The organism is Streptomyces sp. V4I23, assembly GCF_030817975.1.
Lineage (GTDB): Bacteria > Actinomycetota > Actinomycetes > Streptomycetales > Streptomycetaceae > Streptomyces.
This window is the reverse complement of record NZ_JAUSZW010000004.1, coordinates 6,651,653-6,671,359: the sequence shown is the minus strand read 5'-3', so window position 1 is coordinate 6,671,359 and position 19,707 is coordinate 6,651,653. Positions and strand designations below refer to the sequence as shown.

The 19,707-nt window shown below is 69.9% G+C and carries 18 protein-coding genes and 1 pseudogene; 11 read left to right on the top strand and 8 right to left on the bottom strand.

Going from position 1 to position 19,707, the window contains the following annotated elements:
• Positions 1–185 precede the first annotated feature (185 nt).
• Positions 186–1,370, top strand: a complete 1,185-nt coding sequence (locus QFZ82_RS32645) for a NosD domain-containing protein (RefSeq protein ID WP_307716544.1) — start codon at positions 186–188, stop codon at positions 1,368–1,370.
• Positions 1,371–1,465: 95 nt separating this feature from the next.
• Here the strand turns inward: QFZ82_RS32645 and QFZ82_RS32640 are convergent, their stop codons facing one another.
• Positions 1,466–3,928: a glycoside hydrolase family 32 protein gene (locus QFZ82_RS32640; protein ID WP_307716543.1), complete on the bottom strand. Its 2,463-nt coding sequence runs from the start codon at positions 3,926–3,928 to the stop codon at positions 1,466–1,468.
• A gap of 413 nt (positions 3,929–4,341) precedes the next feature.
• Here QFZ82_RS32640 and QFZ82_RS32635 point away from each other — a divergent pair, with 413 nt between their 5' ends.
• The 5 genes from QFZ82_RS32635 (at position 4,342) to QFZ82_RS32615 (ending at position 10,140) form a co-directional block, all read left to right on the top strand.
• Positions 4,342–5,373: a LacI family DNA-binding transcriptional regulator gene (locus QFZ82_RS32635; RefSeq protein ID WP_307716542.1), complete on the top strand. Its 1,032-nt coding sequence runs from the start codon at positions 4,342–4,344 to the stop codon at positions 5,371–5,373.
• Between the two features lie 282 nt (positions 5,374–5,655).
• A complete protein-coding gene (locus QFZ82_RS32630) occupies positions 5,656–6,861 on the top strand; it encodes a NosD domain-containing protein (RefSeq protein WP_307716541.1) in 1,206 nt (401 codons plus the stop codon).
• A gap of 141 nt (positions 6,862–7,002) precedes the next feature.
• Positions 7,003–8,340, top strand: coding sequence for a sugar ABC transporter substrate-binding protein (locus QFZ82_RS32625; RefSeq protein ID WP_307716540.1), 1,338 nt, complete (start codon positions 7,003–7,005; stop codon positions 8,338–8,340).
• 76 nt (positions 8,341–8,416) lie between these two features.
• Entirely contained in the window at positions 8,417–9,298 is an 882-nt protein-coding gene (locus QFZ82_RS32620; protein ID WP_307716539.1) for a carbohydrate ABC transporter permease, read from the top strand.
• Between the two features lie 2 nt (positions 9,299–9,300).
• Complete coding sequence (locus QFZ82_RS32615) at positions 9,301–10,140, top strand: carbohydrate ABC transporter permease (RefSeq protein WP_307716538.1); 840 nt, start codon at positions 9,301–9,303, stop codon at positions 10,138–10,140.
• A gap of 101 nt (positions 10,141–10,241) precedes the next feature.
• On the opposite strand, the pseudogene QFZ82_RS32610 reads toward QFZ82_RS32615, so the two are convergent.
• A pseudogene (locus QFZ82_RS32610) lies at positions 10,242–10,517 on the bottom strand (RNA polymerase subunit sigma-70); the annotation flags it as partial.
• 58 nt (positions 10,518–10,575) lie between these two features.
• Here QFZ82_RS32610 and QFZ82_RS32605 point away from each other — a divergent pair.
• Together QFZ82_RS32605 and QFZ82_RS32600 are read left to right on the top strand one after the other, a co-directional pair.
• Complete coding sequence (locus tag QFZ82_RS32605) at positions 10,576–10,818, top strand: hypothetical protein (protein WP_307716537.1); 243 nt, start codon at positions 10,576–10,578, stop codon at positions 10,816–10,818.
• Between the two features lie 131 nt (positions 10,819–10,949).
• Positions 10,950–11,408 (top strand): Rieske (2Fe-2S) protein, encoded by a 459-nt coding sequence (locus QFZ82_RS32600; RefSeq protein ID WP_307716536.1) that lies wholly within the window; start codon positions 10,950–10,952, stop codon positions 11,406–11,408.
• Between the two features lie 95 nt (positions 11,409–11,503).
• On the opposite strand, the gene QFZ82_RS32595 is transcribed toward QFZ82_RS32600, so the two are convergent.
• Complete coding sequence (locus tag QFZ82_RS32595; protein WP_307716535.1) at positions 11,504–12,154, bottom strand: cysteine hydrolase family protein; 651 nt, start codon at positions 12,152–12,154, stop codon at positions 11,504–11,506.
• 114 nt (positions 12,155–12,268) lie between these two features.
• On the opposite strand from QFZ82_RS32595, the gene QFZ82_RS32590 reads away from it, so the two are divergent.
• Positions 12,269–12,736, top strand: a complete 468-nt coding sequence (locus QFZ82_RS32590) for a pyridoxamine 5'-phosphate oxidase family protein (RefSeq protein WP_307716534.1) — start codon at positions 12,269–12,271, stop codon at positions 12,734–12,736.
• On the opposite strand, the gene QFZ82_RS32585 is transcribed toward QFZ82_RS32590, so the two are convergent.
• Entirely contained in the window at positions 12,725–13,627 is a 903-nt protein-coding gene (locus QFZ82_RS32585) for a LysR family transcriptional regulator (protein WP_307716533.1), read from the bottom strand. The two genes, QFZ82_RS32590 and QFZ82_RS32585, sit on opposite strands and share 12 nt — an antisense overlap.
• A gap of 74 nt (positions 13,628–13,701) precedes the next feature.
• Between QFZ82_RS32585 and QFZ82_RS32580 the strand changes: the two genes are divergently transcribed.
• A complete protein-coding gene (locus QFZ82_RS32580) occupies positions 13,702–14,772 on the top strand; it encodes a DMT family transporter (RefSeq protein WP_307716532.1) in 1,071 nt (356 codons plus the stop codon).
• On the opposite strand, the gene QFZ82_RS32575 is transcribed toward QFZ82_RS32580, so the two are convergent.
• On the bottom strand, positions 14,763–16,094 hold the full coding sequence (locus tag QFZ82_RS32575; protein ID WP_307716531.1) for an aminotransferase class I/II-fold pyridoxal phosphate-dependent enzyme: 1,332 nt from the start codon (positions 16,092–16,094) through the stop codon (positions 14,763–14,765). The two genes, QFZ82_RS32580 and QFZ82_RS32575, sit on opposite strands and share 10 nt — an antisense overlap.
• A gap of 36 nt (positions 16,095–16,130) precedes the next feature.
• Here QFZ82_RS32575 and QFZ82_RS32570 point away from each other — a divergent pair, with 36 nt between their 5' ends.
• Entirely contained in the window at positions 16,131–16,814 is a 684-nt protein-coding gene (locus tag QFZ82_RS32570; protein WP_307716530.1) for a pyridoxamine 5'-phosphate oxidase family protein, read from the top strand.
• Positions 16,815–16,868: 54 nt separating this feature from the next.
• On the opposite strand, the gene QFZ82_RS32565 is transcribed toward QFZ82_RS32570, so the two are convergent.
• From QFZ82_RS32565 to QFZ82_RS32555, 3 genes are all read right to left on the bottom strand, one after another.
• On the bottom strand, positions 16,869–17,849 hold the full coding sequence (locus QFZ82_RS32565; RefSeq protein ID WP_307716529.1) for a DMT family transporter: 981 nt from the start codon (positions 17,847–17,849) through the stop codon (positions 16,869–16,871).
• Between the two features lie 163 nt (positions 17,850–18,012).
• Complete coding sequence (locus QFZ82_RS32560; protein WP_307716528.1) at positions 18,013–19,011, bottom strand: DMT family transporter; 999 nt, start codon at positions 19,009–19,011, stop codon at positions 18,013–18,015.
• A 31-nt stretch (positions 19,012–19,042) separates the two neighbouring features.
• Positions 19,043–19,585: a Clp protease N-terminal domain-containing protein gene (locus QFZ82_RS32555; protein WP_307716527.1), complete on the bottom strand. Its 543-nt coding sequence runs from the start codon at positions 19,583–19,585 to the stop codon at positions 19,043–19,045.
• Between the last annotated feature and the right edge of the window lie 122 nt (positions 19,586–19,707).

The following is a 19,707-nucleotide window of genomic DNA, read 5'->3' as shown; positions in this document are numbered from 1 at the left end:
GGCTCACGGGAGTTCTGACAGCGGCGGTGTCCCTCAACACCGCGCAGCGCAGCACCGCTCGGGCCGCAACGGCACAGCCGTCCGCACCGCCTCCCCCGCACCCGTCGTACCACTCCATCGTCGGCCTTCTCTGACCACCCCGCACACACAGCACCCGCACACCAGACCGTTCAGAAAGGACGGACATGGCAGACACTGTCTACGACGTCACGACGTGGACCGGAGCGACGGTCTCCCCGTACGTGGACATCGGCGCCGTGATCAACCAGATCATCGCCGACATCAAGTCGAAGCAGACGACGCAGACCACCAGACCCGGCGCGGTCATCTACATCCCGCCCGGCCACTACGACCTCCTGACGCGGGTGGTCGTCGATGTCAGCTTCCTGCAGATCAAGGGGGCCGGCCACGGGTTCCTGTCCGAGGCCATCCGTGACGAGTCGCAGACCGGGTCCTGGGTCGAGACACTTCCGGGCGCCAGTCACATCCGGGTCAAGAACAACGACGGTCACAACGAAGCGTTCCTGGTCAGCCGAACCGGGGCCCCCGCCACGGTCGGGCGGCTGAACAGCATCGTCTTCCAGGACTTCTGTCTCGACGGGGTGACCGCCGGCAAGCCCTATCTTCCGGGCAACGGCAAGACCGGCATCTCGTTCCAGTCCGACAACGACGCCGTCCGCATCGAGGGCATGGGCTTCGTGTACCTCGCACACGCCCTCGTCATCAAGGGCGCGGACGCCCCCAACATCACCAACAACTTCATCGCGGAGTGCGGCTCCTCCATCGAACTGACGGGAGCGTCACAGGTCGCCAAGATCACCAACAACTTCCTGATCAGCGCCTGGGCCGGCTACTCCATCTTCGCGGAGAACGCCGAGGGGCTTCACATTGCCGGCAACACCATCCTGTGGGCCTGCAACATCACACTGTCCAGGGGAAACCGCGCCTCCATCACCGGCAACAAGCTGCTCAGCAACTTCCCCAGCCAGATCGCCCTGCTGGACAACAGCTCCGAGAACTTGATCTCCGCCAACCATTTCCGACGGGTCTACGGAGACGGCACCAGCACCCGCTTCGACGACAAGTTCGGCATGGTGCACATCGCCGGAAACAAGAACACCGTGACGGGCAATCAGTTCTCCTTCGGCGTCCCGTCGCAGAACATCACGCCCGCGGGCCAGACCCCGACCATCGTGCTGGTCAAGAGCGGCGACAACAACTACCTGGCATCGAACCACATCACCAGCAACGTGGCGGCCAAGGTCGTCCTCGACGCGAGCACCACGGCTACGAGGGTGCTCCACAGCGCCACCACCGCGCAGCTCGATGCTTTCACGACCAACCACTTCATGGTCGCAACTCCGAGCTAGCGGAACCGCGGCTGCCCGGCCGTCGCATGACGGCCGGGCAGCTGCAACGCGTCCGAAGAGGCGTTCAGGAGCACTCCTGGGCGCCTCGCGGCCCGTCACTCGATGAAGACGTTGACGTCCTGGAATTCGCTGGTGCCGTTGAAGGTGTTGATGCCGAGGCGGCCCGAGGTGTACGTGGAGTCCGTGGCGTCGATGGCCGGCGTGGTGTTGTTGTCGAGGTAGACCTTGATGTTCGAGCCGGAGGCCACCACCTTGAGGTGATACGTGCGTCCGGGTGTGACGGTGGTCGGACGGGTCGCGATGACGTGACCCGGCCGCCACAGCTTGAGCAGGCCGCTGGTGTCGATGTTGGCGCTGTAGTGCTGTGTGGCGTCGGCGTTGGCACGGAACGTCAGGGCCGCCGCCACACCGTTCACGACCTTCAGGTCGCCTTCGTAGGTGAAGTCCGCCGCCGTGCTCTGGCTCAGGTAGAACGCATCACCGGAGTGCACTCCGCGCTTGCCGCCGGCGGTGTCCGTCCATGTGCCGTTCACCGCCTGCCAGCCCGTCGGGATGTTCGTGCGGAAGCCCCCTGTGTTGAGGTACAGGTTCTGGAATTCGCCGGTGCCGTTGAAGGTGTTGATGCCGAGGCGGCCCGAGGTGTACGTGGAGTCCGTGGCGTCGATGGCCGGCGTGGTGTTGTTGTCGAGGTAGACCTTGATGTTCGAGCCGGAGGCCACCACCTTGAGGTGGTAGGTACGTCCGGGTGTGACGGTGGTCGGACGGGTCGCGATGACGTGACCCGGCCGCCACAGCTTGAGCAGACCGTTGGTGTCGATGTTGGCGCTGTAGTGCTGTGTGGCGTCGGCGTTGGCACGGAACGTCAGGGCCGCCGCCACACCGTTCACGACCTTCAGGTCGCCTTCGTAGGTGAAGTCCGCCGCCGTGCTCTGGCTCAGGTAGAACGCATCACCGGAGTGCACTCCGCGCTTGCCGCCGGCGGTGTCCGTCCATGTGCCGTTCACCGCCTGCCAGGGACCGGTGAGGTTGCTCTCGAGGGTGGACTGGCCCGTTCCCCAGCCTGATCCCATGCGGTGGAGCTTGAGAGAGACGAGCTGCACGCTGCCGCTCTCGGCGAAGAGACGAATGCCTTGACTGCCTGGCGACGCATCGAAGTTGACGTTGTCGGAGTAGGACAGCTTCCCGTCGTTGCCGAAGATCTCGAGCTGTCCGCGGTCGACGACCAGCCGCATCTTCACGCGGTTGCCGACCGGCGGCAGGGACGCGCCGTAGAGCGTCTGGGCCGCGCGGTCGTACAGCACGGTCCGGTCGGACGAGCCGTCGCTGCGGGCGTGCAGAGCGAACCCGAAGCGGGGTGCCGTCGCCCCGCCGAGGTCGAACTCGGCCTCGATCTCGTACGTGTCGGCAGAGACACCTGGCAGCGGATCCGTCGAGGGATCGGACGTGATGGTCCGGTCGGTCCACGAGGAGGTGCTGGTGCGCAGGCCTGCGAGCTCGGCGACGGGTCTGCGCGTGACGCGCACGCCTTCGGGATAGGTCCTGAGACCGAGTTCGGCGGGGACGGTCGCGCTGCCGCTCCAGGTGCTGCCCCTGTTCGCCGGCATCCAGGCCATCTGGACGACGCGGCCGTCCGGCATGTGGTTGAACGTCAGGCCGGCGTAGAAACTGCCGTTGTCGAACGTGGTCCGGCCCTGATCCATGCGCTGTGGTGAGGACCAGTTCGTGGAGAAGTCGGTGCCGTCGAAGTCGCCGATGACGTACTGGCCTTCGGCGTCGTTCAGGACCCATTTGATGTCCCCCGGCTGGCCGTCCACGGCCAGCGGGTAGAAGTCCGGGCACTCGTAGAGCCAGGGAGCCGCGTACCGGTCCCGGAACGTCCATTCCAGGAGATCCGTCGACGTGTAGATGTCGACGCCATTCCCCACCTGGCCGTTTCCTTCGGCGCCGTTTCCGTCGGTGTCGGACCAGATCACCATGACCCAGCGGTTCGACTGTGGGTGCCAGAACACCTTGGGGTCTCTGTCCTCGCCGGCGACGGGTACGACCACCTGACCGTTGTTGTAGCTCTGGAACGTCCGGCCGGCGTCATTGCTGTAGGCGATGCGCACACCGTTCCTGCCGGTGAAAACCACGATCGGGTCTTCCGTGCCGGTACGCAGCCCCGAGGTGTTCCGGGCGTCCACCACGCCCGCGCCCGACCACAGGTCCCCGGGGTGGACGCCGGGCTCCAGGGCGATCGGTTTCTGGACCCAGTGCATCAGATCCTTGCTGGTCGCATGGCCCCAGTGCATGGAGTCCCAGGCCAGGCCGTGGGGGTTGTGCTGATAGAAGAGGTGGTACTCGCCCTTGTAGTACAAGGGTGCGTTGATGTCGTTCATCCAGCCCCCGCGGGAACTGAAGTGGAACTGCCCCCGGTAGGGCTCGGTGTAGTTCGTGGGGGCGTAGGGGAACTCCGGGTAGTCCGCGGTCTCACCCGCGGCCGCCGATGGAGGAATGAGGAAGGTCAGCGTCAGTGCCAGAAGCACGACGAGGGTTTTTCGGATGCGGCTCGTCGTCACAGGACGACCTCCTGGGCAGGGAGGGAAACGTGCACGGGTGCACATGGGTGAGTGCGTCGCCGTACGAGAGGCCTGGTGACCCATGCCTGTCATGGGGAAACAGCGGCGCGAAGCGATCCGCTGGTCCACGCGGCCGTGAGGATCCGGAAACGCGTCCTCCTGCTCCAGGCACGACGCGCTGGAGCGGTGCGCACACAGCCTGACGTCACGGTGCGTGAAGTGGGGAGTGCGGATGGTGGGAGAGCATGAGGTTCCGCCTGCCCCGCGTCAATACTCCGGACGGGAGCGAATCGGACTGACGTATCGTCAAGCGTTGGGTCTGCCCCATGCCTTGACGCCCCCGACGAGCCGCCGCTATATCTGTGCCGAGCCAGTCGAGTAATCCATTACGTAATCCATTACAGGAGCCTTCCATGGCCCGGATCACCTACCAGGAGATCGCCCGGCATGCCGGCGTGTCGACTGCGACGGTGTCTCGGGTCCTGGCCGGACGGGACTTCGTGAGGGCGGAGTTGGGCGAGCGGGTGCGCGCGAGCGCCGCGGAACTCGGTTACCGTCCGAACAAGGCGGCACGTGCCCTGCGAACCCAACGGGCCGACGCCGTCGGCCTGCTGATCTCGGATGTGGAGAACCCGTTCTTCGCGTCGGTGGCACGGGCCGTGGAGGCCGTCGCCGCCGACCGGGGCTACGCGGTGCTGCTGTGCAACACTGCGGAGCGACTCGAGCAGGAAGATCTCTACCTTGACCTGATGATTGCCGAAAGTGTGGCAGGTGTGATCATCGCGCCTTCCACCGAGGACCCGGCATCACTCAAGAAGCTGGTCGACACGAGCACCCCTACGGTGACCGTGGACCGGCGAGTGTCGGGGGATCTGTTCGACTCGGTGTCGATCGACCACCGAGCCGGAGCCCGCGCTCTCGTCGACCACCTCCTGGATCACGGTCACCGGCACATCGCGGCAGTCGTCGGCACCACCACGGCGACCCCCACCCGGGAGCGGCTGGCCGGCTGCCGGGAGGCGCTGGAGGGCCGCTCGGGTGTGCGTCTGACGGTTTGTGAGGGCAAGCCCCAGGACGCGATCGGGGTGGCGCGGACTCTCGACCTGGGCCGGCGTGTGGTCGCCGAGTTGCTGGACATGGACGGCGACGAACGGCCGACGGCGTTGTTCTGCGGAAACAACCTCCTGACGGAGGGAGTTGTGCGTGCCCTGCGCGAGCGGGACGTGCGCGTCCCGCAGGACATGGCACTCGTGGGCTTCGACGACCTCCCCCTGTTCGACCTTCTGGAACCTCCGCTCACCGTCGCCGCGCAGCCGATCGAGCAGATCGGGCGGACCGCGGCGGACCTGCTCTTCGCACGTATCGCCGAGCCCGGCCGGGCGCTCTCCAGGATCCTTGCCGAGCCCCGGCTGCGCATTCGCCGCTCGTGCGGCTCGCACCCCTGAGCCGTGCATCCGTCGAAGTGATCGCCTTGCGGTGACGGCCGGGCAGGCTCTGCCCGGCGGTCGGCCGCGGATCGCAGGCCGGCAGGCACCGCCTTCTCTCCGTCTCGCCGCATTCCCGCACAGCACTCGTACGGCATTTCCCTGTGCCGTCGGCACAGCAGCGCTCCTCGGTCCGCCGCAGTGGGGAACCACGCCGCGGCGCGGTTGATCCGCGCACGCCTCCGCCTCCTTGGTGGCTGTTCCTCTCACGGACTCAAGCATCCAGCCGAAGGGTTGATCACGTTGCCCACCGTCTTCGACGTCACAACATGGACCCACTCCACCAATCCGTCCATCACCTGCTACACCGACATCGGCGCCCTGATCAACGACATCATTGCCAGGATCAAGCAGGACCAGCCCAATCAGGCCTCCAAGCCGGGGGCCGTGATCTACATCCCGCCCGGCGACTATCCGCTCAAGACGCGGGTCACCGTGGACATCAGCTATCTGACCATCAAGGGGTCGGGGCACGGCTTCACTTCCTCGAGCATTCGGTACAACACGGCCGATACGTCGGACTGGCACGAGGTGTGGCCGGGAGGAAGCCGCATCAAGGTGGAGAACACGGACGGCCGGAGCGAGGCGTTCCTGGTGTCGCGGACCGGGGATCCGCGCCTGAGTTCCGTCGTGTTCAAGGAGTTCTGTCTCGACGGGGTCGGCTTCAGCCCCCATCAGAACTCCTATCGGAACGGAAAGTTCGGCATCAAGGTCGACACCGCCAACGACGCGTTCCGGATCGAGGGGATGGGCTTCGTCTACCTCGAACACGCGGTGATGGTGCGCGACGCTGACGCGCTCAACATCAGCGGGAACTTCATGGCCGAGTGCGGCAGTTGCATCGAACTGGTCGGATCGGGCCAGGCCTCGAAGGTGACCGACAACCTGATCGGAGCCGGCTACGTCGGATTCTCGGTCTTCGCGGAACAGCACGAGGGGCTCCTGCTGGCCGGCAACAACATCTTTCCGCGGGGAAGGAGCTCCGTTCACTTCAAGAACGTGAACCGGTCGTCCATCACCGCCAACCGTCTGCACGCCTTCTATCCCGGAATGATCGACTTCGAGGGCGTCAACAAGGAGAACCTGATCAGCGGCAACCACTTCCGGCGTGATGTGGAGCCGTGGGCCCCGATGCAGTCGTACGGCAACGGCAAGGACGATCTGTACGGGCTGATCCACCTGCGGGGCGACAACAACTTGGTCTCCACGAACCTGTTCGCGTTCAACGTCGCAGCGGGCTCCGTCAGCCCGTCGGGGGCGACTCCGGTCATCATCCGCGTCGAGTCCGGGGACGCGAACCACATCTCGAACAACCGGGCCGTCAGCAATGTCGCGGCGACGCGTGTACTGCTGTCATCGACCTCGACGGCCACCAAAGTGCTGGACAGCGCCACGGCGTCCGAATTTCGGGCGGATACACAGAATCACACATTCCGCGCCACCCCGTAGCGCGAAGTCCGGGAAGTCCCGGATTCCGGCGGTCGGTGCATAGGGGAGGTAAAGGGAATCCTCCCTCGCCTCCTCGGTTACCCGTTCCCCCCATCGTTCCGAAATCTCAGCAATGTCGTTCAACTCGAACTGGAGCACGTCATGAACAAGTGGAGTCCAGCACCTGGTGCCGCGGGGCTGCCGCGTCGGAACGTACTGAAGCTCGGAGGCCTGGCCGGGCTCGGTCTGCTGACGGCGACCGGCTGCGGCGCAGGCGGCGCGGCGGACGATTCGTCGGGCGGCTCGGGCTCACTGCGCGTGCTGTGCGAAGCCGGTGGCAAGCAGGAACTGCTGAAGATCGCCGAGCTGTTCAAGAAGAAGACCGGCACCTCGGTGACGTTCGTCGAGCTCCCCTACGACGGACTGTTCAACCGGCTGCTCGGTGAATTCAGTTCGGGAGCCGTGAGCTTCGACGTCGCGGCCCTCGACGCGATCTGGCTTCCCGCATTCGCAGAAGGCGTTCTGCGCCCTCTCGACGACCTGTTCACCGAGGCCGTGAAGAAGGACCTGTTTCCTTCGCTCGTCCAGGGAGCGCAGGTGAAGGGAAGGTATCTCGGCATGCCGGCCTGGACCAACTCCGAGATCCTGTTCTACCGGAAGGATCTGTTCGAGGACTCCAAGGAGCAGGCCGCCTTCGAGAAGAAGTACGGCTATCCGCTCGCCCCGCCCACGAATTGGGACCAGTTCACCGACGCGGCGGAGTTCTTCACACGCGACACCAAGGGAAAGAACGCCCTGTACGGCACGGACGTGAAGGGCGCGGTCGAGACCGAATGGCTCACCCATGTCCTGCAGGCGGGATCGCCCGGGGCGGTCCTCGACGACCAGGGCAAGGTGATCATCGACAACCGGCAGCACCTGGACGCCCTCCGCTTCTACAGCGGCCTCAGCACCAAGGCCAAGGTCGCTCCCCCCGGTGCCAAGCAGCTCGACTGGGGCGGCGCACAGAACCTGTTCAACCAGGGCAGGACGGCGATGATGCGGTTCTGGGCGCATGCCTTCCCGCTGGTTCCGACGGACTCGCCGGTACACGGGAAGGTGGGGGCGGCGCCCATGATCGCCGGTGCCGCGGGCATCGCGGGCGTACCGGGGCCGTGGTACCTGTCCGTGCCGCAGGCCACCAAGAAGGCCGACCTGGCGACGGAGTTCGTCCAGTTCTGCTACGACAACAACGCGCTCGGCATCCAGTCCTCGCTCGGACTCGCCGCCCGCGTCTCGGCTTTCGAGGAATACCAGGACAAGCCCGGTCACGAGCACTTCAAGCCGCTGGTGCAGACCCTGTCCTCGCCCGCCACCCGCTCGCGCCCGGCGACGCCGAAGTGGCAGCAGATCGTCGACACGGTGCTCATCCCCACGATCCAGAAGTCGCTGACCCCCGGAGCCGACTACGAGGCGCTTCTGAAGGGAGCCCGCTCCGATGTCGAGCGTCTCGTCGGCTAGCCGCGAGCGTGGCCGGACCGACCTCCCCCGGTCCGGCCACGCCCCCGGCGATCCCGGTCGTCCCAGGACCCGGGCCGTGCGGCTCACCGACCGCGGATTCGCCCTCCTGCTCATGGCGCCGGCCGGTGTCTTCCTCGCGGCGTTCGTCCTCTGGCCGCTGGTGAGCCTGGTCGTCGACAGCTTCTACGACATCTCCCCGATGGCCGGCGAGCGCCGCTTCAGCGGAGTGGACAACTACCGCGAGGCCTTCGGATCCGCCGAGTTCATCGGCGCCTCGGTGCGCACCGTGCTCTACACGCTCCTCGTCGTCGGCGCCGAGTTCGTGCTCGGCCTGGCGGCGGCCCTCCTGTTCCATGCCCTCGGCCGGCGCTCCCGGGTCCTGCGCACGGTGTTCCTCTACCCGCTCATGATCGCGCCGGTCGTCGCCGGTCTGCTGTGGCGCTTCCTGATGATCGACAACTTCGGCATCGTGAACGAGCTGCTCACCGGGTTCGGCGTCATCGACGATCCTGATGCCATCGGCTGGCTCAGCGATCCCGACATCGTCCTGTTCTCGGTCGCCCTTCCCGACATCTGGCTGACCACATCGTTCATGGCGCTCGTCCTCTTCGCCGGCCTGCAGAACCTTCCCGGCGACGTCCTCGAAGCGGCCCGCCTCGACGGGGCGAACCCGGTGCAGATGCTTTTGCGGATCATCCTGCCGCTCCTGCGCCCGGTGATCGCCGTGGCCCTCGTCGTCCGGGGAATCGACGCGGCCCGCGCCTTCGACGTCATCCTCATCCAGACCAACGGCGGGCCCGAGAACGCCTCGCAGACGCTGAGCCTGCTGATCTACCGGACCATGGTCCGATTCGGCGATCCGGGACTCGCCTCGGCCATGGGAACCCTGTATCTCCTGGCGATGCTCGCCGTCGCCCTGGTCGCGGTCGCCACGATCTGGCGCCCTGGAAAGGCGTGAGCATGAGCAGCCCGGAAGCCCGGCGGCCATCGGCCCGCACGCTGCTGTGGGCCCTGCTGACCGCACTGATCGTGCTGTACGCGTTCCCCTTCGCGTATCTCGTCCTCACGTCGTTCAAGAGCCCGAGCGAGGCGATCTCGGTTCCTCCGACGCTCGTGCCGAGCACGTGGAGCTGGGAGAACTACGCGAACGCCTTCTCCGAGTCCGGCGTTCCCGCCTCGTTCGTCAACAGCATCAGCACCGCAACCATCAGCACGGTGCTCTCCCTGGTCCTCGCGGTTCCGGCTGCGTACGCCGTCACGCGGTTCAGGACCCCGAGTGGGCGGGTCTTCATCCTCGCCGCCCTGGTGACGAGGATGGTGCCGCCGGTCGCCGTCGGCGTGCCGCTCGTCGGCATGATGAAGACGCTCCATCTGACCGACACTCCCTTCGGGCTGGCGCTGGCTCACACCACCGTGTCGCTGCCGCTGTCGATCTGGCTCATGACGAGTTTCCTCGAAGCCGTTCCCGGCGAACTGGAGGAGGCCGCCAAGGTGGACGGCTGCAACCGGCTCGAAGCGATGCTGCGCGTGGTCGTGCCCGTGGTCTCCGGCGGCCTGGCCGTCACGGCGATCTTCGCCTTCCTGGCCTCGTGGAACGAGTTCCTGTTCGCGCTCCTCCTCACCGGGGTCACGGCGCAGACCACTCCGTTGGTCATCGCCGAGTTCCAGACGCAGTTCGGACTGCAGTGGGGGTCGATGACGGCTCTGGCGACGGTCTACTCGATTCCGGTCGTGCTGCTCACGCTCCTCCTCCAGCGCCGCATCGTCGCGGGACTCACGCTGGGTGCGGTCAAGAGCTGAGCGAGGGCACCTGCGGTGGGTCGCAAGCCGACCGCCCCCGCCCCTGCGCGCAGGTCGGGGGCGGAGGCGGTCGGCTTGCTCACGGCGGGCGAGGGCAGGGTTCACCACTGGGTGATGAGCGGTGTGTCCGGTTCGTGCTGCCGCCAGGCTTCGGCGAGGCGGGCGAGGCGGGTGGGGGCGGCGATGCCGCGCACGGTCGCGATCTTGCCGTCGGTGATGTCGAACGTCACGGCGCCGACGACCTGGTCGCCGGGCACGAAGAGGAGGGCGGGGGCGCCGTTGACGAGCGCGTAGTGGACGGCGGGCGTGCCGCCGGCAAGTCGCCGTTTCGCGGGTGTCGGTTTGAAACCGGCCCGTGCGACGGCGGCGATGCGCTGCTCGCGGTGAGTTGTGAGTTGAGCGGAACAGCGCCCCGATTCCTGACAGGAACGGCATGTGGCATGGGTCACAGAGTGGCAGGAGCGCCGCCCGACGCTGCTCGCGACGCCGAGGCGGCGTTCTTCCAGTGCGGCGTACCACGGAGCCCTCCACGACCCGAGCGGCCTCGATGTCGCGGAGCTTCTGACGGCCCGCGAGGAGCACGGCGACCACGAGCGGGTCGCCGTGACTTCGCCGAGCGTTGCCCCAGGTTTCCCGCGGTCCGACCGGAGGGACCGGGCCGCCCGCACCGGAGCGTGACGTACCGCCGCGGTGACCTCGCAGAGCACGGGCCCGCAACAATCCGGGGAAGGGGTGAACATCGACGGCGGATGGTCCGTACACCCTCACGAACCGGCCGGCAGAGGGCTGGCCGTGGAGAGGGAGCCAACATGACCGGATCGCAGGGGACCGCACGGACCGTGGCGCGTCGTACCGTCGTCGCCGCGGCGGGCGGCGCCGGTCTCGCCGTCGCCCTGACCGCCTGCGGCGGTTCGGACGACTCGGCAGGGTCGGTGTCCGACAAGCCCGCCGACCAGAGCGCCGGGGCGACGGGCGGCACGGGCGGCGGCTCGGTGGTCGCACGGACCACCGAAATCCCGGAGGGCGGCGGCAAGGTCGTCGGGGACGTGGTGATCACGCAGCCCCGGGCGGGCGAGTTCAAGGCGTTCTCGTCCAAGTGCACGCATCAGGGCTGCGCGGTCAAGGACGTGGCGGACGGGGTCATCACATGCCCCTGCCACAACAGCGCGTTCGACGCGTCGGACGGCAGCGTCAAGGCGGGTCCCGCGACCGCGCCGCTGCCCCCGGCGGAGATCACCGTGGAAGGCGACTCCATCAAGCTCGCGTGACTCGGCCGGTTCCGGCGCACGGGGTCAGGCGCCGGAACCGCCTCGGGGGTCACGCGTGGGAGGCGGCCGCCGCCGGGTCAGGGGTGTGCGCGAGGTCAGGCGCGCAGGGCCCGGCGCGGCCGCTTCCAGCAACCCAGCACGGTGTCGGTGGTCGCGATCGTCGCCACCAGGGACAGCGTGTTGCGGATCATCGCGGGGGTGTACTCGGCGGGCACTCCCGCGATGGCGTCCGCCACCACGACGACGGTGTAGCCGAGGTTGACGGCGTCGAAGACGGCGGCCGGGACGGCGATGTTGGCAGAGACGCCGGTGACGACCAGGGTGCGGCAGCCGAGGTTGCGCAGCACCGGATCGACCCCGGTGCCCGCCACAGGAGACAGGCCGTGCAGCCTGCGGACGACGATGTCCTCGTCCGCCAGGGTGATCGGCGACGCGACGCGGACCGCGGCCGAGCCGCAGTGCTGCTGCACCGGGAGCCGGGCCGCTGACCGGAACAGCCGGGCGTTGCCGTTCGCTCCGCGCCCGTCGGGCCGCCGCTCCGCGACCGCGTGCATCACCTGCGCGTCCGCCTCGTGCGCCGCGTCCACCAGGCGCGCGATGTTGTGGAGCACGCCGGAGGAGCGGGCCTGTGCGGCGAGTTGGGGCAATGCGCTCCCGGCTCCGACGACGCCCTCCTGGCACTCGACGGTGAGCAGCACGGTGGTGGCGGGATCCAGCTCGTCGGCGAGCTCTTCCCTGGACGCCATGGCGTGTCCCTTCCTCGCTGTGCCGGGGCGCGCGAGAGTAGCCGCCATTGCGCGAGGGAGGAAGCGGCGCCATCATTCCTGACACACCGTCAGCATTCTGGGAGGGGCACGCCGATGGCCGTCACCCAGCGCCGCGGCCGGCGCATCATGATGACCCCCGAGGAGCTGGACGCCTTCCTCGCCGAGCGGCGCACCTGCCGGGTGGCCACCGTCTCGGCGGACGGCCGTCCGCACGTGAGCGCCCTGTGGTTCGCCTGGGACGGCACGTCGCTGTGGCTGTACTCGCTGACCCGCAGCCGCCGCTGGGCCGACCTGCGCCGCGACCCGCGCCTCGCCGTGGTGGTGGACGACGGCGAGGAGTACGGGGAGCTCAGGGGCGTCGAGCTCGCGGGCACCGCCGTGTTCGTCGGCGAGGCCCCGCGAACGGGCGCGGACTGCCCCGAACTGGCGGCGCCCGAGGCCCTGTTCGCCCGCAAGAACTTCGGCCTGGAGGCGATGCCGCACGACGGCCGGCACGCCTGGCTGCGGCTGACGCCCGACGCGATCGCCTCCTGGGACTTCAGGAAACTGTCAGCCCTCTGACCCCGCGGCCGTGCGCAGCGCATCGACGGCCGCCCTGATGGACGGCCTGCGGTCGGCGTCGGTGCGCCACACCGCGTACACATGGCGGCGCATCCGCTGCCGTACGGGGACGAGCGCGACGCCCTCGGGCACGGGTCCCCGGCCGAGCCGGGGGGCGACGCACACACCGAGACCGGCGGCGATGAGCGCCAGCTGGGTGTGGTGTTCGCCGGCGAGGTGCGTGATCCGGGGCTCGAACCCCTTGGCGCGCAGGGTGAACACCAGCCAGTCGTGACAGAACTCCCCCTCGGGCCAGGAGACCCACTCGTCGTCCGCGAACTCCTCCAGGTCCACCTCGTCGCGGTCCGCGAGGGGATGGCCGGCCGGCATGGCGACATCGGGCACGTCGTCGAGCAGCCGGGCCTGGCTGAGACCGCCGGGCACGGGCAGGCGCTTGTTGCTCCAGTCGAGGACCACCGCGAGATCGAGGTCGCCGCGGATGACAGCCCGGATGCCCAGTTCGGGCTCCAGCTCGCGGGTCTGCACCCGCAGGTCGGGGTGGTCGCCGCGCAGCGCGGCGACGGCGGCGGGGAACAGGCCGCGGGCAGCGGTGGGGAAGGCGCCGAGCCTCACCTCCCCCACGACCTGTCCGCGCTGCGCCTCGATGTCGGACTGCGCCAGCTCCACCTGGGACAGGATGCGCGCGGCGTGGTCGGCGAGGAGCCGGCCGGCGTCGGTCAGGCGCACCCCGCGCCCGTTCTTGGCGAGCAGTTGCTGACCGACCTCCCGCTCCAGCTTCGCCATCTGCTGGGAGACGGCGGAGGTCGTCACGTGCAGTCCGTCGGCGGCGCCGCTCACGGAACCGTGCCGGGCGAGGGCGTCGAGGGTGCGCAGGCGCTCCAGGTTCAACATGTAAGTGATGCTAAGCGAACGAGTCCAGCTTTTCTCGCTTGTCCTAAGATATCGAATCCGGGATCGTTGAGTACATGACCACCGCTGCCCCGGCGCCGGCCTCGTCCGGCCGTGCCCGCCCGCCCCTTCCCTCCGCCGCATCCCGCCGCCACGCCGTCGACTGGCGCATCCGGTTCGCGGTGCTCTCGGCGGTCTGGGGCTTCAGTTTCCTTCTGATCAAGGTCGGCACGGGGGCGTACGCGCCGTTCCAGGTCACCTTCGGCCGGCTCTTCTTCGGCACCGCGGTCCTGGCCGCTGCCATGGCGTTCCGGCGGGAGCGGCTGCCGCGCGGGCTGCGCACCTGGGGCCATCTCGCGGTCGCGGCGTTCCTGCTCAACGCGCTGCCCTTCTCCCTCTTCGCCTACTCCGAGCTGACGATCCCCTCGACGCTCGCGGGCATCTGCAACGCCACGTCGCCGCTGTGGGGCATGGCGCTGTCCCTGGTCGCGCTGTCCGAGGACCGGCCGACCCGGCGGCGGGTGGCGGGACTGGGCATCGGGTTCCTCGGTGTGCTGACGGTCCTCGGCGCCTGGCAGGGCTTCTCGGGCCTCGACGTCCGCGGCACGGCGATGGCGCTGCTCGCCTCCCTCAGCTACCCGGTCGGCTGGATCTACGTGCGCCGTACGCTCGCGGGGTCGAGCCACTCCCATCTGTCGCTCACCGGCGCTCAGCTCGGGCTCGCCACCGTCCAACTGGGCGTTGTCACCCCGCTGTTCACCAGCGCGCCGGCCTCGTTCCCCCTCGTGCCCCTGCTCGCCGTCGTCGCGCTCGGCGCGCTGGGCACGGGACTGGCGCTGCTGATGCAGTACGGGCTGGTCGCCGAGGTCGGTCCGACGACGGCGCAGATGGTCACGTACTTCATCCCGGTCATCGCCACCGCGGCGGGCGTGACACTGCTGGGCGAACAGCTCGCCTGGAACACGCCCGTCGGCGCGCTGATCGTGCTGGCGGGGGCAGCGCTCACGCAGAGCCGCGCCAGGAGCGCGCGTACCGCCACGGCGGCGGACGCGGCCCCGGGCCCGGAAGCGGCCTCACCGGCCCCGGCCGGCGTCGCACCGGAAGCGGCCCCGCCCGTCGTCACCCCGGCTCGCGCCGCTCAGCCGTAACTGCGCGTCGGCACCGGGCCGATCGCCGCGGCCACCGCCGCGGCGATCGGCTCGATGTCCGCCTGCGTGAGCGCGGAGACCGTGATGCGCACGCCCGGCGCCGCGGACATCCGGAACCGGGCCCCGGGGGCCACCGCCCACCCTGCGTGCAGCAGGCGCGTCACCGCGCCGGTCTCGTCGGGCACGGGCACCCACACGTTCATCCCGCTGCGCCCGTACGCCGGGACACCACGGCGCGCCAGCGCCCCGATGAGCGCATCCCGCCGTTCGCCGTACGCGCGGGCCACGGCCCGGGCGTCGACCGCCTCCGACGCCCACAGGTGGGCGACCGCGCGCTGCAGCAGCGTGCTGACCCAGCCCGGGCCGAGCCCCAGGCGCCCCTGCACCCGGTCGACGGTGACGGTGTCACCGGTGAGGACCGCGACGCGCAGATCCGGCCCGTACGCCTTGGCAGCAGAGCGCACGAAGGCCCAGTGCGCGGTGGCGCCGGCGAGGGGGTGGAGCGGCTGGTCGACGATGGCGTGCCCGTGGTCGTCCTCGACGACGAGGGCGTGCGGGAACCGGCCGAGGACGGACCGCAGTTCGGCCGCCCGCGCGGCCGTCAGGACCGCTCCGGTGGGATTCTGTGCCCGGTCGGTGACGACGACGGCGCGGGCCCCGGCCACAAGGGCCCGTTCGACGTCGGCGGGGAGCGGCCCGTCGTCGTCCAGGCCGACCGGCAGCGCCTTGAGTCCGAGGGCGGTGACCAGGTCGAGCAGACTCCCCCACCCCGGATCCTCGACCGCCACCGCGTCTCCGGCCCTCAGGTGGGCGGCCAGCACGCGCTCGATGGCGTCCAGCGCGCCGAAGGTGGCGGCGAGCGGCCCGGGGGGAACACCGTCGGCGTCGAGGGAGGCCCTGGCGAGGCGCGCGAACTCGGCGTCGAGCGGCCCCTGGCCGTAGAGCGTCGGGTGCTTCGCGTGGTGACGGGCGGCGACGGCCAGCGCCTCGTCGAGCGGCGGCAGGAGGGCGGTGTCGGGATTGCCCGCGCCGAGGTCGCGCACGCCGGGCGGCGCCTCGACCCGGATGGCGTTGCGGGGCGTGCTCGCGGGGCGCGGGCGCACTCGGCTCCCCCGGCGGCCGGCGGTCTCGATGACGCCGCGCTCGCGCAGGGTGCGGTAGGCGGCGGCCACGGTATTGGGATTGACCCCGAGGTCGGTCGCCAACTCCCGCATGGGAGGCAGTAGTTGCCCCGGTTCGAGGTCGCCCGAGCCCACCGCGCGCTCGACGCTCGCGGCAATCTCCGATGCGCGCCGGCCCGTGATCCGATACTCTCCTAGCACAAAATCGATTATGCACTAGTGCAATGGAGTTCCGCAATGTCGCCCACCGCCCAGCCGGACACCGCCCTCGCGTACGAGCCGACCGGCCGCACGGTTCCCACGCGGGGCCGGGACCGGGCCTCGTACGACCGCGAGCTCGTCCACTCGATACTCGACAGCGCCTACGTCTGCCACCTCGGCTTCGTCCGGGACGGCGCGCCGGTCGTGCTCCCGACCCTGTACGCGCGCGTCGGCGAGACGCTGTACGTCCACGGTTCGACCGGTTCGCGGCCGCTGCGGATGGCGGGCCAGGAGGACCCGGGCCTGGACGTGTGCCTGACGGTCACCCACGTCGACGGCCTGGTGCTGGCGCGCTCGGCCTTCCACCACTCCGTCAACTACCGCTCGGCGGTGATCCACGGCAAGGCGTACCAGGTCACCGACGAGGACGAGAAGCGCATGGCCCTCGACGCCCTGGTCGACCACGCGGTCGCGGGCCGCTCCGCGGACTCACGGCCGGCGAACGCCAAGGAACTGGCGGCGACGGCCGTGATCCGTATCGACCTCGCTGAGGTGTCCGCCAAGTCCCGCACGGGCGGTCCGAACGACGAGCCCGAGGACATGACGCTCCCGCACTGGGCCGGTGTCGTCCCGGTGGCTCCGGTGTACGGCGCCCCCGTCCCGTCCGCGGACCTCGCGGAGTCGGTGGCCCTGCCGGACTACCTGGCCGCGCTCGGCTGACACACACCGGTGCGGCGACCGGGGGCGGGGCCGCGCCGTCCCCGCCCCCGTCGCTCACACCGTGGCCATCGCCCGCCTGCGGACGGCGGCGACGCGCGCCTCGGCCACCGCGAGCCCGGCCACGGCGGTCAGCAGGAGCAGGGTGCCGACGACCGTCGCCACCGTCAGGTGCTCGCCGAGCAGCGTCACCGCGATGACGGCCGCACTGACCGGCTCCAGCAGCATGATCACGGAGACGGTGGCGGCGCGGACCACGGCCGCGCCCGCGAAGTACAGCGCGTACGCGAGCGCCGTGGGCACGGCCGCCACGTAGACGAGCAGCCACACCACCCGGACCGGGTCCGCGGTGTGCGGCAGCAGCCCCTCGGCGAACGCCATGGGCAGCAGGCCGACCGCGCCGATCGCGAACGCCCAGGCCGTCGTCGACAGCGAGTCGCCGCCTCCGCCCTCGCGGCCCAGCCATCGCGTCAGCAGGGTGATCGCCGCGTACCCTGCGGCGGACAGCACGGCGAGCACGACGCCCACGGGCCGTACGGTGCCTCCCTCGCCGCAGAGCACCAGCACGCCGAGCCCGGTGAGCGCTCCGGCCACCGCGAGCGTGCCGCCGCGCCCGAGGCGCTCGCCCATGGTGAGCCGGGCGCCGACGGCGATGAGAACGGGTCCCGCGCCGAGCGTGACGACCGTGCCCACGGCGAGGCCGGTCGCCTCGACGGCCGCGAAGTACGCGCTCTGGAAGAGGGTGAGCCCCACGCCGGTGCCGACGATGCGCAGGTACTTGCGCCCGCGGGACTCGGCGACGGCGCAGGCCGCGGGAGCCGCCGCACGCCCGCGGGCGCGTACGGCCAGGACGCCGAGCAGCAGCAGAAGTCCGCCCGCACAGCGCCAGAAGGACAGCGAGAGGGGACCGAGGTCGCTCACCGCGAAGACGAGGGAGGCCGCCGCACCGGCGGTGCCCCAGGCGACGCCGGCGAAGACGAGATAGACGAGGCTCCGTCCGACGGGGACGCCGACAGGAGCTGCAGAGGAATTCGACACGTGACTTCTCCGTGTGGAGGACAGGGGATGAAGGTCGCTCGGCTCCGTCACGCGGGCAGCGGCGAACCGCTCGGGAACACCCCGAGCCCGGTCCTCGTCAGGAAACGGCCGCCCGCGCTAAGCGGCAGGCGGCGGAAGTACGGTCGAATGCATGATCGCCACACTACGGCCCGGGGTGTCCGGCCGACAACTCCCCGACAGTCCCGGCGCCGCGGACAGATTCCCGTCCGCCCTCGGCGACCGGTCCCGACGGCGCCTTGGGCGCCTGCGACTGGGCGATGAACGCACCGATCAGCACCACGGCGCCGCCGGCGATCTGCGGTGCGGACAGGTGCTCACCGAGCAGCACCCAGGCGAGCACGGTCGCGATGACCGCCTCGAGGCAGGCCACGACACCGGCCACCTGCGGGGAGAGCATGCGCACCGAGACGACGCCGGTGACGTACGCGAGCACGGTCGCGATCAGCACGATCCAGCCGAGCAGCAGCGCCGCGGGCACCTGGGTGCCGCTCATACCGGCGCTGCCCGCCAGCAGTGACCAGTCCATGCCCCAGGGCCTGGCCACGAGGGTGAGCACGGCCGCGCCGATGAGGAGGCCGTACGCGATGACGCCGAGCGGGTCGGGCGCGTCGTCGCTGTCGCCGCCCTGGTCGGACAGGACGAAGTAGCCGACCTGGCAGCACGCGGCGCCGAGCGCGAGCAGCAGGCCGAGGACGTCGAAGCTCAGCCCGGCCCACACCTCGACGACGCAGGCGAGTCCCCCGGCCGCGAGGACGACGCCCACGACCGCGGCGCGGGTCACCGGACGCCGCTGCACGAAGCGGACCCAGCCGAGCACGAGGGCCGGCGCGAGGTACTCGATGAGGAGCGCGACACCGACGGGGATGCGGGAGATCGCCGCGAAGTAACAGGCCTGCACGCCCGCGACGGCCAGCAGGCCGAAGCCGGCGAGCAGCGCGGGCCTGCGCAGTACGAGAGCGCGATGACGCCAGGCCAGCGGCAGCATGACGAGGGCGGAGCCCGCCACCCGCAGCCACACCACATGGAGCGGGTCGAGCCCCGCCTCGATCAGCGGCTTGGCCGCGACTCCTGACCCACCGAACGCGAAGGCCGACCCGAGGGCGATGCCCAGGCCGGCGCTTCTTCCCGAAGACGTGCGCATCGGGCCATCATGTCAGCGCGCGTCAGTACCGTCACCCCCGTGACGCATGTCGAGACGCTGCCGCGATCCGCTCGCCGACCTGCGCCGTGTCGACACCCGCACGGCACAGGACGTCGACGGCACGGCACCCGGCATCGGTGACGACGCGGGCGAGCACGTCGATGCCCCGGGCTCGCGGATCGCCGCGCGTCTGCGCCCGTGCCAGAGCGCCCGTCATGGCGGCGACGGCCGACGGGGACCAGCCGGGCACGGCGGCCGCCGCCCGCACCAGCGGGAGCACCCCGGAGCCCTCGACCGACCCCTGCCAGCGCAGTCCGTAGCCGATGCTGCGCTGCACGAGGTAGCCCAGGACGCGGGCGACCTGCGCCCCGTCGCCGACCGCCGCCCGCACCTCGGCGTCCGACTCCAGGAGCGAGTGCAGCAGATGGGCCGTGTCGATCTGCCGGTCACCGTCGCGCAGCGCCCTCCGGCGGGCGCCCGCGACCACGGAGGCCAGTTCGACGGTGAGCGAGGCCTCGATCCCGGCATGGACGGGGGCGGGGTGCCGGGGCACCGGTGGCATGGGGTTCTGCACAGGTCCCACCTCATCAGGAGCCGACGGCCGCAGCGTCCCCGCGGGGGAGCATTTCCGCATCCCACGCAGGTCGGGCGCACCTGGCCGGTTTCTCCTCCTCACGGATGAGATCGCGACAACTC